The organism is Gordonibacter urolithinfaciens (assembly GCF_900199375.1).
Classification (GTDB): domain Bacteria; phylum Actinomycetota; class Coriobacteriia; order Coriobacteriales; family Eggerthellaceae; genus Gordonibacter; species Gordonibacter urolithinfaciens.
In genome coordinates, this window is sequence record NZ_LT900217.1 from 285,591 (window position 1) to 300,902 (window position 15,312).

Below are 15,312 nucleotides of genomic sequence, written 5' to 3' on the forward strand. Positions count from 1 at the left end.
GGGATTGCCTGGCGACGTGGAAAAGAAACGCGTCGCTCAAACCAAAAGCACTAACACGCCCGTAAGCGCTTGCTCGCGCGGAAACGGCGCGCCGTTGTAGTACTGCTCGATACACTGACCTGACGAGACGAGCCCGCGCTGTGCCAGCCATGCCTCCATCTCCTGATAGACTGGCTCCATGTCCTCGTTCGGCCCCAGAAACATGAACGTGACGTAGCGCCCAGCCGGAATACTGCCGGCCACGACGTCACCTGCACCCGGCAGCGGGCGGGCAAGCGGAAAGCCCACTTCCACGAGCAGGTTATCCATGTCGCCCATATCGAGAAAGCGTACGTACGGAATGTCGGCAGGCTCGAGGCCCTCCCCAGCGACATAGGCGCCCAACTTCGGGAACGCGGAACCAATGAGCGCAGGTAGCTGCGCGACTGGCGTACGCTCCTTCACCGCAACGCAAGGCTGCTCGGCGCGATCGATCAGGGCAAATTCTGTAATACGGGGCATAATGCCTCCTTTGCTGGGTGAAGGAGCTCGCTACAGCTTCACGTACCAGAGGTTCTTCAGTTCGGGTATCTCGGCGCGCAGGCGGGACAGCACGGCGTCGTCCACCTCGCCCTCCACGTTCATGTACACGAGCGCGCAGCGGTCGGCCGGCTTCGCGCCGATCTGCATGGTGGTGATGTTGATGCCCGCCTCGCCCAGGATGGTGCCGATGGTGCCCATGCGGCCCGGGGCGTCCACGTATTCGAAGATGAGCGACTTGCGTCCCGGCGCGATGTCTATCTTGTAACCCAAGAGCGACACAAGGCGCGCGGTCTGCGCGGCATCGCCGCGGGTGCAGGCCACCTCGGTGCCGTCGGCCATGACGGCCACCGTGGAGGCGTAGCCGTCGGCATCGGGACGCGCCTGCGTCTCCACCTTGATGCCGTGGCGCTGGGCCACCGCATCGGCGTTCACGGGCGTGACCGTGGCGCGGCCCTGGTAGGACAGGAGCCCCTTGACGGTGCCGGCCACCAGGATGGACGGGTCGGCATCGGCGAGCGACCCTGCGGCCGTGAGCTTCAGGTACTGCGGCACCTCGCCGTGGATCTGCGCGAGCATGCTGCCCATCATCTGGCAGGCGGGCACGTACGGCCCCACCGCGTCCATGACCTCGGGCGGCACCGGCGCCATGTTCACGGCGGTGGGCACGATGGAGCCCGCCAGGCCCGCGGCCACGTACTCGGCCGTCTGCACGCCGGCACGCAGCTGCGCCTCCTTCGTGGACGCGCCCAGGTGCGGGGTGAGGATGGCGTTGGGGAACTCGTGCAGCGGGCTTCCGGTGCACGGCTCGTTCTCCCACACGTCAAGCCCCACGGCGCCTATCTTGCCGGCGGCCAGGAAGTCGGCGAGCGAGTCCACGTTGTAGATGCCGCCGCGCGCGGCGTTCACCAGGATCACGCCGTCCTTCATGCGCGCATACTGGTCGGGCCCGAACATGCCGATGGTCTGCTTGGTCTTCGGCAGGTGCACGGTGATGAAGTCCGCAAGCGGCACGATGGCGTCCACGTCGTCGTAGAGCGTCACGCCCAGCTGCTCGGCGCGCTCGGGGCTGCAGTACGGGTCGTAGCCCACGAGCCTCATGCCGAAGGCACGGGCGCGCTCGGCCACGAGGCCGCCGATGCGGCCAAGGCCGAAGATGGCGAGCGTCTTCTCGTACAGCTCGACGCCGGTGAACCTCGTCCGCTCCCACAGGCCCTCGTGCATGGAGGCGTTGGCCTGGGCAACGTTGCGGGCGCAGGCCAGCATGAGGGCCATGGTGTGCTCGGCGGCGCTCACGATGTTCGACGTGGGGGCGTTGCACACGATGACGCCGCGCTCGGTGGCGGCCTCCACGTCCACGTTGTCCACGCCCACGCCGGCCCGGCCGATGATGCGCAGGTTCTTCCCCGCCTCGATGACCTCGCGCGTCACCTTCGTGGCCGACCGCACGATGAGGGCATCGTAAGCCGGGATGGCCGCGATCAGCTCCTCGGGGGGCATCTTCAGCTTGACGTCCACCTCGTAGCCCTTGTCGCGGAGCACCGCGAGGCCGGCGTCGGCCAGCCTTTCGGCAACCAGCACTTTCTTCGTCATAGAACTACCACCTCTGCAAGAGTCTTCCTGGTATGTTTCGCTTGCGCCGCGCGGGAACCCGTCGGGACGCGTCCGGGCGGCTGCCCCATGATAAGGCGAAACCGCCCGCCGCGCCGGGTCGGGCGGGAAATTATCGACGAAATGCGAAAAGCCGCCCAAGCAATCGGTCGCCGGCGCCGCTCAACCCGGCAGCTGCGCGGCGCCGCGCGACCTTCCTAGCGCCGGGCGAAGCTGAACATAGAGCGGATGCCCTCGCCCACCTGCTCGATGGGGGCCTCGGCGTGCTCGGCACGCTGTTCGAGCAGCCACTTCTGGCCGTTTTGCGAGTCCTCCATGAACTCGCGGGCGAAGCTGCCATCCTGGATGCGCGCGAGGATGATCTTCATCGCGGCCTTCGCCTCGTCGGTGATCACCTGGGGGCCGGCGTAGTAGTCGCCGTACTCGGCGGTGTTGGAGATGGAGTTGCGCATCTTGGCCATGCCGCCCTCGTACATGAGGTCCACGATGAGCTTCATCTCGTGGAAGCACTCGAAGTAGGCCATCTCGGGCGGGTAGCCCGCCTCCACGAGCGTCTCGAAGCCGGCGTTGATGAGCGCCGTCACGCCGCCGCAGAGCACCGCCTGCTCGCCGAAGAGGTCGGTTTCCGTCTCGTTCTTGAACGTGGTCTCGATGACGCCGGCGCGGGCGCCGCCGATGCCCCAGGCATAGGACAGCGCCACGTCCTTGGCCTGCCCCGACGCGTCCTGGTGCACGCAGATGAGGCAGGGCACGCCCGCCCCTTCGGTGAACACGCGGCGCACCATGTGGCCCGGGCCCTTCGGCGCGATCATGACCACGTCCACGTCCGCGGGCGGGGTGATGCAGCCGTAATGGATGTTGAAGCCGTGCGCGAACGCAAGGGTGTCGCCGGGCTTGAGGTGCGGGGCGATCTCGGCCTCGTAGGTGGCGGCCTGGGTCTCGTCGGGCGTGAGGATCATGATGAGGTCGGCTTCCTCGGCGGCCTCGGCCACGCCCATGACCTTGAGGCCGGCCTCCTCGGCGGCCTCGCGCGACTTCGAGCCCTCGCGCAGGCCCACGCGCACGTCGGCGCCCGAGTCCTTCAAGTTGAGCGCATGGGCGTGGCCCTGGCTCCCGTAGCCGATGACGGCCACCTTCTTGCCCTGGATGAGCTCGGGGTTCGCATCGTTCTCGTGGTAGATCGTGACAGCCATGGTGTTGGTTTCCTTTCTGTTGGCTGGTTTTAAACGTCTTTGCTGTTGCGAGACATCGCTATCTTGCCGGTGCGGATGATCTCCTTGATGCCGTAGGCGCGGAAGAGGTCCTCCATGCCCTTGAGCTTGCTCTCGTCGCCGGTGGCCTCGATGGTGAGCGAGCTCTTCCCCACGTCGACGATCTTCGCGCGGAAGACGTTGGCGATCTCGATGATCTCGCTTCTGCGCTCGGGCGTGGCGTTCACCTTGAACAGCACGAGCTCGCGCTCGATGGCGCCCTCGTCGGTGAGGTCGTTGATCTTGTGCACGCTGATCAGCTTGTGCAGCTGCTTGGTGATCTGCTCGTAGGCCACCTCGTCGGCCTTCACGATGGCCGTGACGCGCGACATGGTGGGGTCCTCGGTGGGGCCCACCGACAGCGACTCGATGTTGAAGCCGCGCCGCGAGATGAGCCCCGTCACGCGCGACAGCACGCCCGGCTTGTTCTCAACCAGGACGGACAGGATGTGCCTCATCGCATGCCTCCCTTCCCGCCCGCGGCGCCGTCCGCCTCGGGCACGTCCGTGCGCACGGCCCCCACGGCCACGTCGATGGCGCCTATCACGTCGTCGAGCGCGCGCCCGGGCGCCACCATGGGGAACACGTTCTGGTCGCGCGAGATGGCCACGTCCAGCAGGTAGGGGCCCTCGGCGGCCAGCATGGCGGCCAGCGCGGCGTCGAGCTCGTCGGGGCTCTCCACGCGCGCGGCCTGCCAGCCGTACGCGTCGGCCAGCTTCACGAAGTCGGGGTTGGCGTCGAGCAGCGTGGAGGAGTAGCGCTCGCCGTAGAACAGATGCTGCCACTGGTGCACCATCCCGAGGCACCGGTTGTCCATCACGAGCACCTTAACCGGCACGCCGTGGATGCCCGCCGTGGCCATCTCCTGGCTGTTCATCTGGAACGACCCGTCGCCGGCCACGCACACCACCGTCTTGTCGGGGCACCCGATGGCGGCCCCGATGGCGGCTGGGAAGCCGAAGCCCATCGTGCCCAAGCCGCCCGACGAGATGAACGAGCGCGGGCGCTCGCGCGCGATGTGCTGCGCGGCCCACATCTGGTGCTGCCCCACCTCGGTCACGACGATGCTCTTCTCGGGATCGAGCGCGTCGGAGAGCTTCTCCATGACCACCTCGGGCACGATCTCCTCGGGCGCGTCGCCCACGTTCGGATGGTAGAACGGGTGGCGACGGCGCCACTCGGCGATCTGCCCGAGCCACGCCTTCGTCTCGGGGCTCGCGCCCTCCTTGGAAAGCTGGGCCACGATGCCCCCGAGCACGCCCTTCAGGTCGCCCACGATGGGGATCTGCGCCTCGCGCACCTTGCCGATCTCGGCGGGGTCGATGTCGATGTGGATGACCTCGGCGTGCGGCGCGAACTCGTCGAGCCGGCCCGTGACGCGGTCGGAGAAGCGCGCGCCCGCCGCGATGATGAGGTCGCTCTCCGTCATGGCCAGGTTCGCGTACTTCGAGCCGTGCATCCCCACGGGCCCCAGGTTCAGCGGGTGGGACGCGGGGAACGCGCCCTTGCCCATGAGCGTGGTGACCACCGGCACCTGCATGAGCTCGGCCAGCGCGCGCAGCTCCTCGGACGCGCCGGAGGACACCACGCCGCCGCCCACGTAGAGCACGGGCCGCTCGGCGCGGCGGATGCGGGCCACCGCCTGCTTGACCTGCTTGGCGTTGCCGCGGTAGGTGGGCTTGTAGGAGGGCAGGTTCACCTCGTCGGGGTACGCGAACGCCAGCTCCTCGCTGGCGAGGTCGCTCGGCACGTCGATGAGCACGGGGCCGGGGCGGCCGGTCTTGGCGATGTGGAACGCCTCGCGGAACGTAGTCGTCAGCTCGTCGGTGGATTGCAGCAGGTAGCTGTGCTTGACCACCGGCATGGTGATGCCCACGATGTCGGACTCCTGGAACGAGTCGGTGCCGATGACGCCGCGCGGCACCTGGCCTGTGATGACCACGAGCGGCACGCTGTCCATGTAGGCCGTCGCGATGCCGGTGACCGTGTTCGTGGCGCCCGGACCGCTCGTGACGATGGCCACGCCCACGTTGCCCGTGGCGCGCGCGTAGCCGTCGGCCTCGTGCACGGCTCCCTGCTCGTGGCGCGAGAGCACGTGCTTGATCTGCGTGGAGTCGTAGAGCGCGTCGTAGATCTTGATGGCCTGGCCGCCCGGATAGCCGAACACGAGGTCGACGCCCTCGGCCTCGAGCGAGGCGACGACCGCCTGCGCGCCCGTCATGGTGCGGCCTTGCTTCTCCGTGCGGCTGCCGAGACCGCGCGGCGCGCCCTTGACGGCCGCCGTCGCGCCGGGACGCGGCTGCTGCTGGTTCTGGTTCGCCTCGGTCATGAAACATACGCCCCCTTGTCTGCGGAAGAGACGAGCTTCGCGTACTTCGCGAGCACGCCGTGGTCGTGCTTCGGCGCCGGCGGCGTCCAGGCCGCGCGGCGGCGTTCGAGCTCGGCATCGTCCACGCCCAGCGTGAGCGCGCCGCCCTCGATGTCCACCGTCACCTGGTCGCCCTCCTCGATGAGCGCGATGGGGCCGCCAGCTGCGGCCTCGGGGCTCACGTGCCCCACGGCAGGGCCCTTCGTCGCGCCCGAGAAGCGCCCGTCGGTGATGAGCGCCACGCTCGTGGACAGGCCCATCCCCACGATGGACGAGGTGGGCGTCAGCATCTCGCGCATGCCCGGGCCGCCCTTCGGCCCCTCGTAGCGGATGACCACCACATCGCCCGCCACGATCTTCCCGGCGTTGATGGCGGCGCAGGCCTCCTCCTCGCTGTCGAAGCAGCGCGCGGGGCCGGTATGCATCATCATCGAGGGATCGACGGCCGACTTCTTCACGATGGCGCCGTCGGGCGCGATGTTGCCGTGCAGCACCTTGAGCGCGCCCGACGGGCTGAACGGGTTGTCGTGCGTGCGGCATACCTCGCCGTCCGCGCCGGCGCAGGCCGCGTGCATGTAGTCGAGGTAGTCCCCCATCGGGCCCATGCAGGTGAGCGCGCTGCGGTCGATGAGCCCTAAGCGGTCGAGCTCCGTCATGACCACGGGCACGCCTCCCACCTCGTACAGGTCGGTGAGCGGGCGCGGGCCCGAGGGCGCGAGCTTCACGAGGTGCGGCGTGCGCGCGCTCGCCGCGTCCCAGTCGTCCATCGTGATGGGATGGCCCGCCTCGCGGGCGACGGCCGTGAGGTGCAGCACCGTGTTGGTGGAGCCGCCGAAGGCCATGTCGCACTCCATGGCGTTGTGGATGGCGGCCTCGCTCACGATGTCGCGCGCGCAGATCCCCTGCTCCAAGAGCTCCATCACCTTCATGCCCGCGTGCTTCGCCAGGCGGATGCGCTCGGAGTACACCGCGGGGATGGTGCCGTTGCCGGGAAGCGCGATGCCGAGGGCCTCGGTGAGGCAGTTCATGGAGTTCGCCGTGAACATGCCGGAGCAGCTGCCGCAGGTGGGGCACGCCGTGTCCTCGTAGAACTTGAGCTCTTCTTCGGTCATCGTGCCGCTTCTCACGCGCGCCGCGCCGTCGAACAGCGTGTTGAGGTCGGTGGAGGGTCCGCATCCGCCCGGCTGCTTGCCGGCGAGCATCGGGCCGCCCGACACGAACACCGTGGGGATGTTCACGCGCAGCGCGCCCAGCAGCATGCCCGGCACGATCTTGTCGCAGTTCGGGATGCACACGAGCGCGTCGAAGGCGTGGCCCTGCACCGCGCACTCCAGCGAGTCGGCGATGGCCTCGCGCGACACGAGCGAGTAGTGCATGCCGTCGTGGTTCATGGCGATGCCGTCGCACACGCCGATGGTCGAGATCTCGAACGGCACGCCGCCGGCCAGGTAGATGCCGGCCTTCACGGCCTCGGCGATCTTGTCGAGGTTGTTGTGCCCCGGGATGATGTCGTTTCGGGAGTTGAAGACGGCGACGAGCGGCCGCTCCAGCTCCTCGTCGGTGATCCCGTCGGCCTTGAGCAGGCTGCGGTGCGGCGCGCGCGCCACGCCCTCGGTGACGGCCGAGCTTCTTCGTTTCATGCCGTTCCTTCCTCCTTCGTCCGTGCTGGCTGTCGACCTCGCTCGCCGGCAAGGGCAGGGCCCCTGCCCTGCGGTCAACCAGCCATAAAAAAATCCCGCTGCAGGCAAGTCGCTGCACCAGGACCACGGTTAGGAGAAAGAATGCACCGCGGCCTTAAGCCGCACTGCACGCTTCGACGGGTAACGGTTGTCGCCGGTCCAGCCCTACTTGCCCCGCGCGCCGGGCCGGAGATCGTCCGTCCGCGCGCGAAACGTTCATGCCGAACTGCTCGGAGGGGGCTTTCGGACCGTCCACCGCCGGCTCGCAGCTTTCCGCCGGCTCTCTGGAAGATGGATTCGTCCCTACTGGTCCTCGTCATCGCATTTCGATCTATGAGGTTGTTGGACGCCAGTATACTCCCCGATCCGCCCTGCGCAAGAAAAACTTTGAATATCGAAGGTTTCCCGTAGGAAATTCACATGGACGAGGTCGGGAATGAGGGAGAAGCTGGCATTCATCTCCAAAACCGCACGCAGCCCTAGCGAGCGGCGCGCTGATGTACGAGCGCCTCCACCCGCACAAGATCTTGCTCGGTGTAGAGCGTGTACACGAGATCAAAAGGGTTCACTGCCACTTTGCGAACGCCTTCGCCGAACTCTTCCTTGATCGAAGCGGGAACCATCGAAGATCCAAATTCGCCGAAACGTTCGATGTTGTCCAGATTCTCAAGGATACGACTCTCCACTTTCGGGGAGGTTACCAAAGCAAGATCTTCGGCGAAGCGCTCCGCGTACTCCATTCTAGGCATGCGAGGCCCGCTTGTCATGCACCGCAGCCATAAGGTCGTCGCGGGAAGAATAATAGCGTCCGTTCTCGAAATCATCGCGGGATTGCCGGAGGGCCTGCGCCATACGCTGCTCGTAAAGCGCCTGCTCAACAGCATCGTCGATCTTTTTCTGGAATACGTTCTCCGACATGAAGGCATACTTTCCGCGGCCGTTCTCGGTGATGTAGACAACTTCGGTGTCTGCAATTTCTTTGATCTCACGCTGCTGGTTTTTCAGCGCAGTAGAGGGGTAAATAGCCGGCATAGCTTTTCTCCTTAATAAGGTTCTTAATTGCGGTCTTTATTAAGAACCTTATTTTACCCCTTTTCAAGTCCCGAATGCAAGGACGCCGAAATGCTATGCCCTCCGACTAGGTGTTCGCTCTGCGGGCCAAGGGCCGCAGAGCCTTTTTGCCAATTTTTCTAAGGATTTTTATCCTTGAAGCACCTCAAACAGATGCCCTCTTTAGCAAACGCCTCTAGAAAAAGCGGCGCACCGTTTTCCGATGCGCCGCCCGCGACTCTTCTTCAAAGAGGAAAGCGCCTACGCATGATCTCGTTCGAACTTGTCCATGAAGGCCACGAGGGCCTCGACGCCGGCGCGGGGCATGGCGTTGTAGATGCTCGCGCGCATGCCGCCGACGCTGCGGTGGCCCTTCAGGTTCTCCAGGCCGGCGGCCTTGGCCTCGGCCACGAACGCGGCGTCGAGGTCGGCGTCGCCGGTGACGAACGGGACGTTCATAAGCGAGCGGTCGGCCTTCCGCACGGTGCCGCGGAAGAGCTTGCTCGCATCGAGGAAGTCGTAGAGCAGCGCGGCCTTCTCCTGGTTGCGCTTCTGCATGGCCTCGAGGCCGCCTTGGTCTTTCAGCCACTTGAACACCTTGCCGCAGATGTAGATGCCGTAGGCGGGCGGTGTGTTGTAGAGCGAGTTCGCGTCGGCCTGCGTCTTCCACTTCAGCATGGTGGGCGTGCCCTCCAGCACGTCATCCGTGATAAGGTCCTCGCGGATGATGGAGATGACCACGCCGGCCGGGCCGATGTTCTTCTGCGCGCCGCCGTACATGACGCCGTACTTCGTGATGTCCACCGGCTCGGACAGGAAGCACGACGAGACGTCGGCCACGAGGTCCTTGCCCTTGGTGTTGGGCAGCGTGTGGAACTTCGTGCCGTAGATGGTGTTGTTCTCGCAGATGTAGACGTAGTCGGCGTCGGGGGACACGTCCAGGTCGGAGCAGTCGGGGATGTAGGAGAACGTCTCGTCCTCGCTGCTGGCAATGGCACGGGCGTCGCCGTAGATCTTGGCTTCCTTGAAGGCCTTCTTCGCCCAAGCGCCGGTGATGATGTAGTCGGCCACGCGGTTCCTCATGAGGTTCATGGGAACGGCGGCGAACTGCTGCGACGCGCCCCCCTGCAGGAACAGCACGCGGTAGTTCTCGGGGATGCCGACGAGCTCGCGCAGGTCGGCCTCGGCGTTCTCGATGATCTCGCCGAACGGCTTGGAGCGGTGGCTCATCTCCATGACGGACATGCCCGAGCCGCGGTAGTCGAGCATCTCGGATGCGGCTTCGGCAAGCACCTCCTCCGGCAAGACGGCGGGACCTGCTGAAAAGTTGTACACCCTGGCCATGCGCTCCTTCTCTCTCTTCGGTTCCCCGGCCGGCCGCGCTGCAAGTGGCGCGCTGCGGCACGCAGGCCGGTGGCGGTTGGTCATGGGTGCATTGTACTATGCGCGCGACGCGTTTGCGCAGGCGGCGCGGAAAAGATCAGCGGGCGGCGCCGGTGGCGGGGAAGCCGCGTAAGGAGCTGCACACGTGTCGGTTCGCTGACTGATCGGCCATGCGCGGGAAACGAATGCCCCGATCATAGGCGGTAGCACGTACGGACAGCCTAAACTCCCTCTTCGCACCCTTAGAAACCACGGGCGCCGGACGCGGGCGAACCGCGCCGGCCCCGCAAGCTCGAGAACCTTTGGAAAGGAGGCGCGGCATGCCGTACCGTGGACTGCCCTACTTCGTCGCCGAGCAAGCGAGCACCGGCGGCCGCGTCGACCCGTACGCGTCCGAGCGGCACACCTTGCCGGACTGCGCGCAGGGCGTGCGCTACTCGTCGGCGCCGCGCAGCAACGAGCGGCGCGTCGTGTCCTACCGCGCCTGCGAAACCGTATGCCCTCCGCAGGCCCACGGTGCGCGGGTCAATGCCAAGCCCCTGATCACCGACGTCGAGCCCATGCGCATCCTGGCGGCGGTCATGCTCATGGCGGTTATCGCCGTGGGCGCGGCCTTCGTGGGCATCGGCGTCGCGAACGGCTTCACCGGCATCGTCGACAATGCCATCCTGACCGACGAGCCTGCTGCCACGACGAAGGCCACGCTCAGCGCGGCGCCATCGTCGTGGCAGCAGGGAACCGTGCCCCAGCTGTACCAGGTGGATCCCCAATGGGCCGATCGCCCCTACGGCTCGGGCACCATCGGCACGTCCGGCGCTGCGCCGCTCGCCCTGGCCATGGTGCGCATCGACCTCACGGGCGACGCCTCCGTGGGGCCGGTGGAGGTGGCCTCGACCGCGCAGCGCGACGGCTATGCCTACCAAGCCGACGCCACGGCGCTGCTCACCGACGGCGCGGCCGGGCTCGGCCTGACGGCACGTCCCGTAGAGGCAAGCGAGCCAGCCGTCAGGCGACAGATCAACTCGGGCTTCCCGGTCGTCTGCGCCGTGCAGTCCAGCGCATTCGGCAACGGTACCGCCTACATCGTGCTGACGGACATCGACGAGCGCGGCCGCCTTGTCGTGAACGACCCCGCGAGCGTCGACCGCACGGAGCGGCACTGGGACTTCGAAGAGATCCTGCCATCGAGCACCGGCCTCTGGGCCTACAGCGTGGCAGGCTAGCATGACGCAACGAAAGCCGCCCCCGAAATGCGGCGGCGGCTTTCGTTGCCAGGGCGCCCCCGCATTTCGGGGGCGCCTCGCGTTTGAGGGAGTTGATCGCGCCGAGCGCCTACGCTCCCGGAGCCGGCGGGGCGCTCGGCGGCTTCGGGGCCGCAGGCGGCGTGGGCGCGCCGGGAGCTGCCGGCATGGCGGGGACGCCGGGCGCCGGGGCGGCCTTCGCACCGCAGTTCGGGCACTCGTCGAGCTTCGGGTCGACTTCCGCACCGCATTTCGGGCACTTGACGGGGCCCATCCCGCTTACCGCTGGTCTGAAGCACATGGCTCTGTCTCCTTCTTCTGGTCGGTTTCTCTGTCGGTTTCTCTTCTTGCTCACGGCCGTGCGGCCGGGAACCTCATTCGGCCGCCGCAGCGGCATCCTCGCCGCGGGGTGCGGCGCCGGCCGCCGCCGGCGCTCCCTCGGCCCGCTCCCCCGCCACCGCGCCGCGCGCGGACTCGCGGGCGCGCACGCGACCGCGGGCGAGCCAGCTCAAGGCCACGTACAGGGCCGCGGTCATGGGCGCCGTGGTCACGAACGGCACGGCCACCGCGCCAGTGGCGTACAGCACGCCGTTCACCGCGCTCACGACGGCGATAGTGGCCACGCCGCGCCAGTTCACGCTTTCCACCTGGTCGAGCGGCAGGCCGCGCGAGCCTATGCGCATCGGCCCGCGCACGAGGTAGTAGTCGGTGACGAGCAGCACGCACCACGAGATGGTGAGGATGCTGCCGAAGCTCATGAACGCGTTCACCTGGTCCAAGATGCCGCCCAGGATGAACAAAAGCCCAATGGCGTTCGCCACCACGACGGCCGCGGGCCAGGAGAGCTTCACGCCGAACAGCGAGTCGAACAGGTTCGACACCGCGTTCGCGCCGCCGATGGAGTTCGACGTCTCCACCTTCATCTGCGACAGGCAGATGATGGCGAGCCCCACCCCGCCGGCCGCCAACACGAGCGACACGCCCGGGTTCGTGATGGCGGCATGCGCCGCGCCCGCGGCATCGTAGCCCATGGTGGAGAAGTACGCCGCCGACTGCTCGAAGCCGAAGTACGTGATGAGCGCGCCGAACAAATACGTGACCACGGCGAACAGGCTTCCCACCAGCGAGATGGGCACGAGGTCGCGCTCGCGGCGGGCGAAGCGCGTGAAGTCGGCGGCGAAGAGTGCGAGCAGCCCCGACGTCATGATGGCGTAGTTCACCCCGTAGGCGAATCCCTCGCCCACCTCCACGCCGGGGATGAGCACCCCGTGCGTGAGCGCGTCGCCCATCTGGCCGTTCGCGGCCACGAGGTACACCACGTAGCCCATGACGGCGAACAGCGCCACCACGAACACGGCGTTCATGCGCGCGATAGCCTTCGTGCCGAAGAGCGCCATGAGCACCCACACGCACGAGATGCCTGCGAACAGCGCCCAGCGCATCCACTCCTCGCTCCAGCCGAACGCGAACAGGATGGCGTTGCCCAGCTGTACCGTCCCCACTGCCAGAACACCTACCAGCAGGAATATCCACACGAGGGAGCCGGCGGCCGAGCCCTTCGTGCCGAAGATGTACAGGCGGCTGACCACGTTGTTGGGCAGGCCCTCGCGAAACGTGATCTTGCCCACCAGGTACGTGAGCACGAAGCTCAAGGCGAACGTGATGGCCATGGCCACCCCGCCCAGCTGGCAGCCCGCGTAGAACGCCACGATGCCGCCGCCCATGAGCTTGGAGAGGCTGGACACCACGCCCGAGAGGATGGCCGCGATGTCGGGCCACGCGAGCCGCGCCGCGTCGGGCACGCGCTCGAACAGCGACGCCTTCCCCGCCGCATCCGGCGCCCGCCCCCGAGCCGGCGCCTTCACCTCGTTGGGCGCCTTCCCGGCAACCGGTGTTTCCTTCATGATTGCCCCCTTTGTTAGAGGTGTGACGGGCGTGACAGAGGGGGCGTGACAGAGGGACGGGGATAATGTCTCATTCCCCCTGCGCTTGCAGCAATCGAGGGACTTCGGAGAATGAGACATTATCCCCGTCCCTCTGTCACGCCCTCGAACCTGCGGCGTGCTCGGACCTAAACGATTCCGATGTTCGCCATCACTATCATCACGATCAGCGCGCAGAGCCCCGCGCCGATGGATATGGCCGCGATGTGCTTGTAGGAGTTCTTGTGGTTGAGCCCCATGGCCGCCAGCATGCCGAACATGGCGCCGGAGTTCGGCAGCGCGCCGCCGATGGTGGCCGACGTGGCGATGATCTTCGCGAGGGCGGCCGGGTTCACGCCCGTGGCCAGGTACGGGTCGAGGAAGTTGCCGGCGATGATGCCCACCGCGCCCGAGCCGGAGCCCATGACGCCGCCGAGCACGGCCGCCATGGTGGCGGCGGACACGTAGGTGCCGCCCGGCATGTTGAAGATGGCCTCGTAGATGACCGTGAAACCCACGGAGGCGGCGGCCACGGTGCCCACGCCCACGGCGGCCGAGGTGAACAGCGCAGGCCCGAGGGCCGCCTTGGCGCCGTTGCCCAGCACGTCGCGCTGGCTGTCGATGTGCTTGTGGAACAGGACCATGCTGGCCACGACGGCCGTCACCATGGCGATGTAGATGATGTTCGCCACGCCCAGCTGCGAGCCGACGATGATGATGGCGATGAGCAGCACGAGCGGCAGCAGCGCCACGGCGACGCCCGGCAGCGGCTTGTCGTCGGCCACCTCGGCCTCGCCTGCGGACGTCTCGTAGGTCTCGCCCTTGGCCTGGGCGCGCTTCAGCGCGAACTTGATGTACACGCACGACACCGCGATGGCGACGATCGAGCCCACGATGCCCATGACGGGCGCAGCGGTCAGCGACACGCCGCAGCCGTTCGCGGCGTTGATCCACGCGATGGCGGGCACGCCGGGAATCATGGCCATGGTGAACGAGCAGGCCGCGAGCGTCCAGGCAGCGCAGAACAGGTGCCACGGGATGTTGCACTCTTTGAACAGCGGTCGCGCCAGCGGAATGAGCGCGAACATGGCCACGAACATGGAGATGCCCGCGTAGGTGAGCACCGCGCCCACCGCGGCGATGCCCAGCAGCACGAGGTACGGGCTCTTGGAGCCCACCTTCCCCATGACGGCGTTCGCGATGGCCTTGGCCGCGCCCGACTTGTCCATGAACTCGCCCATGATGGCGCCGCCCATGAAGATGAGCAGGTTCTTCTGTACGAAGCCCGCGAGCCCCGTGACGTACGACGACTCGCCGCCCACCATGGCCGCGGCGATATCCATGCCGTTGGTGAGCGCGATGATGACGGCCGTGACGAGGGACGTGATGAGCACGTTCCACCCCTTCATGGCCGCGATGACGAAGAACACGAGCCCGACGACGATGCCGGCAACCCCAATCCATTCCATAGCTTTCCCCTTTCGTTGGTTTTTCGTTCCCCCGACTCCGGGAGCGCTCGCCAGAGCGCTCCCGGAGCTCTCCTACGCCATATCGTTCCTGGTCGCACGCATGAACTCCACCACGGTGCCGTGCTTCATGCGCAGCTCGTCGCGGCGGACGGTGCCCTCGTCGAAGGAGACGAGGTCCTCGGCGCCCTCGAAGAGCATGCCCAAGTCGCCGCGCTGGCGGTTGAGCGCGATGGCCTCCTCGGCGTCGTAGGGCACAAGCGGCTGCTTCTCGCGCGGGTTCCAGATCAGGAAGGCGGGACCCGTCGCGTCGGGCGCGGGCATGCCCTCGCAGAAGCGCACGTCGCCGTACTTCTCCACCAGCTCGCCGAGCGGGCCGAAGTCGAAGGCCCGCAGCGGGCAGCTCGCCGTGCACGCGGGCTGCATGCCCTCGGCCAGGCGATCGACGCACATGGTGCACTTGCTCATCTTCGTGCCCGGCTCGTCGGAGGCGAAGCGCGGCGCGCCGTAGGGGCACGCATCGTAGCACTTCCGGCAACCGTCGCACTTGTCCTGGTCGACGAGCACGGCGCCGAACTCGTCCTCCTTGTAGAGGGCGCCGTTCGGGCACGCCTTCGCGCACGCCGGGTCCTCGCAATGGCCGCACGGGAACGCCAGCGCGTGCAGGCGGATGTTCGGGAACGTGCCCTGCTCCCACTCGTAGACGCCCATCCACTTCTCGGCGCCCGGCTCGAGGCCGTTCCAATCCTTGCACGCGATGCTGCACGCCTGGCATGCGTAGCAGCGGTTCATGTCGAACATAAATCCGTACTGCGTCATGGTC

14 protein-coding genes are annotated in these 15,312 nt (G+C 67.0%); 1 reads left to right on the top strand and 13 read right to left on the bottom strand.

The features are described 5' to 3' along the window. Positions 1-36: 36 nt before the first annotated feature. The 9 genes from BN3560_RS01275 to serC all read right to left on the bottom strand — a co-directional run bounded on the left by BN3560_RS01275 (position 37) and on the right by serC (position 9,821). Positions 37-501 (bottom strand): GyrI-like domain-containing protein, encoded by a 465-nt coding sequence (locus BN3560_RS01275; protein WP_087190904.1) that lies wholly within the window; start codon positions 499-501, stop codon positions 37-39. A gap of 30 nt (positions 502-531) precedes the next feature. Then, positions 532-2,112 (bottom strand): phosphoglycerate dehydrogenase, encoded by a 1,581-nt coding sequence (serA, locus tag BN3560_RS01280; RefSeq protein ID WP_096226696.1) that lies wholly within the window; start codon positions 2,110-2,112, stop codon positions 532-534. A 215-nt stretch (positions 2,113-2,327) separates the two neighbouring features. Further along, positions 2,328-3,323 (bottom strand): ketol-acid reductoisomerase, encoded by a 996-nt coding sequence (gene ilvC / locus BN3560_RS01285; protein ID WP_096226698.1) that lies wholly within the window; start codon positions 3,321-3,323, stop codon positions 2,328-2,330. A 29-nt stretch (positions 3,324-3,352) separates the two neighbouring features. Next, a complete protein-coding gene (gene ilvN, locus BN3560_RS01290) occupies positions 3,353-3,838 on the bottom strand; it encodes an acetolactate synthase small subunit (protein WP_096226699.1) in 486 nt (161 codons plus the stop codon). After that, on the bottom strand, positions 3,835-5,709 hold the full coding sequence (gene ilvB / locus BN3560_RS01295) for a biosynthetic-type acetolactate synthase large subunit (RefSeq protein WP_096226700.1): 1,875 nt from the start codon (positions 5,707-5,709) through the stop codon (positions 3,835-3,837). Before ilvB ends, ilvN begins: the two co-directional genes overlap by 4 nt. Then, positions 5,706-7,388, bottom strand: a complete 1,683-nt coding sequence (gene ilvD / locus BN3560_RS01300; protein ID WP_096226702.1) for a dihydroxy-acid dehydratase — start codon at positions 7,386-7,388, stop codon at positions 5,706-5,708. The genes ilvB and ilvD overlap by 4 nt, the downstream gene beginning before the upstream one ends. A gap of 518 nt (positions 7,389-7,906) precedes the next feature. Next, positions 7,907-8,176, bottom strand: coding sequence for a sirohydrochlorin cobaltochelatase (locus BN3560_RS01305; RefSeq protein WP_096226703.1), 270 nt, complete (start codon positions 8,174-8,176; stop codon positions 7,907-7,909). Continuing rightward, positions 8,169-8,459: a sodium:proline symporter gene (locus BN3560_RS01310; RefSeq protein WP_096226705.1), complete on the bottom strand. Its 291-nt coding sequence runs from the start codon at positions 8,457-8,459 to the stop codon at positions 8,169-8,171. Before BN3560_RS01310 ends, BN3560_RS01305 begins: the two co-directional genes overlap by 8 nt. 279 nt (positions 8,460-8,738) lie before the next feature. After that, entirely contained in the window at positions 8,739-9,821 is a 1,083-nt protein-coding gene (gene serC, locus BN3560_RS01315) for a 3-phosphoserine/phosphohydroxythreonine transaminase (protein WP_096226706.1), read from the bottom strand. A 359-nt stretch (positions 9,822-10,180) separates the two neighbouring features. On the opposite strand from serC, the gene BN3560_RS01320 reads away from it, so the two are divergent. Beyond that, positions 10,181-11,083: a cysteine peptidase family C39 domain-containing protein gene (locus BN3560_RS01320; RefSeq protein WP_096226707.1), complete on the top strand. Its 903-nt coding sequence runs from the start codon at positions 10,181-10,183 to the stop codon at positions 11,081-11,083. A 109-nt stretch (positions 11,084-11,192) separates the two neighbouring features. Here BN3560_RS01320 and BN3560_RS01325 read toward each other — a convergent pair whose 3' ends face one another. The 4 genes from BN3560_RS01325 to BN3560_RS01340 all read right to left on the bottom strand — a co-directional run bounded on the left by BN3560_RS01325 (position 11,193) and on the right by BN3560_RS01340 (position 15,308). Next, a complete protein-coding gene (locus BN3560_RS01325) occupies positions 11,193-11,402 on the bottom strand; it encodes a hypothetical protein (RefSeq protein ID WP_087190914.1) in 210 nt (69 codons plus the stop codon). A gap of 73 nt (positions 11,403-11,475) precedes the next feature. Beyond that, positions 11,476-13,005 carry a purine-cytosine permease family protein gene (locus BN3560_RS01330; RefSeq protein ID WP_096226709.1) on the bottom strand — a complete coding sequence of 510 codons (1,530 nt, stop codon included), beginning with the start codon at positions 13,003-13,005 and terminating at the stop codon, positions 11,476-11,478. Between the two features lie 167 nt (positions 13,006-13,172). After that, on the bottom strand, positions 13,173-14,492 hold the full coding sequence (locus BN3560_RS01335) for a GntP family permease (protein ID WP_015538693.1): 1,320 nt from the start codon (positions 14,490-14,492) through the stop codon (positions 13,173-13,175). Positions 14,493-14,564: 72 nt separating this feature from the next. After that, positions 14,565-15,308, bottom strand: coding sequence for a 4Fe-4S dicluster domain-containing protein (locus BN3560_RS01340; RefSeq protein WP_015538694.1), 744 nt, complete (start codon positions 15,306-15,308; stop codon positions 14,565-14,567). Positions 15,309-15,312 lie beyond the last annotated feature (4 nt).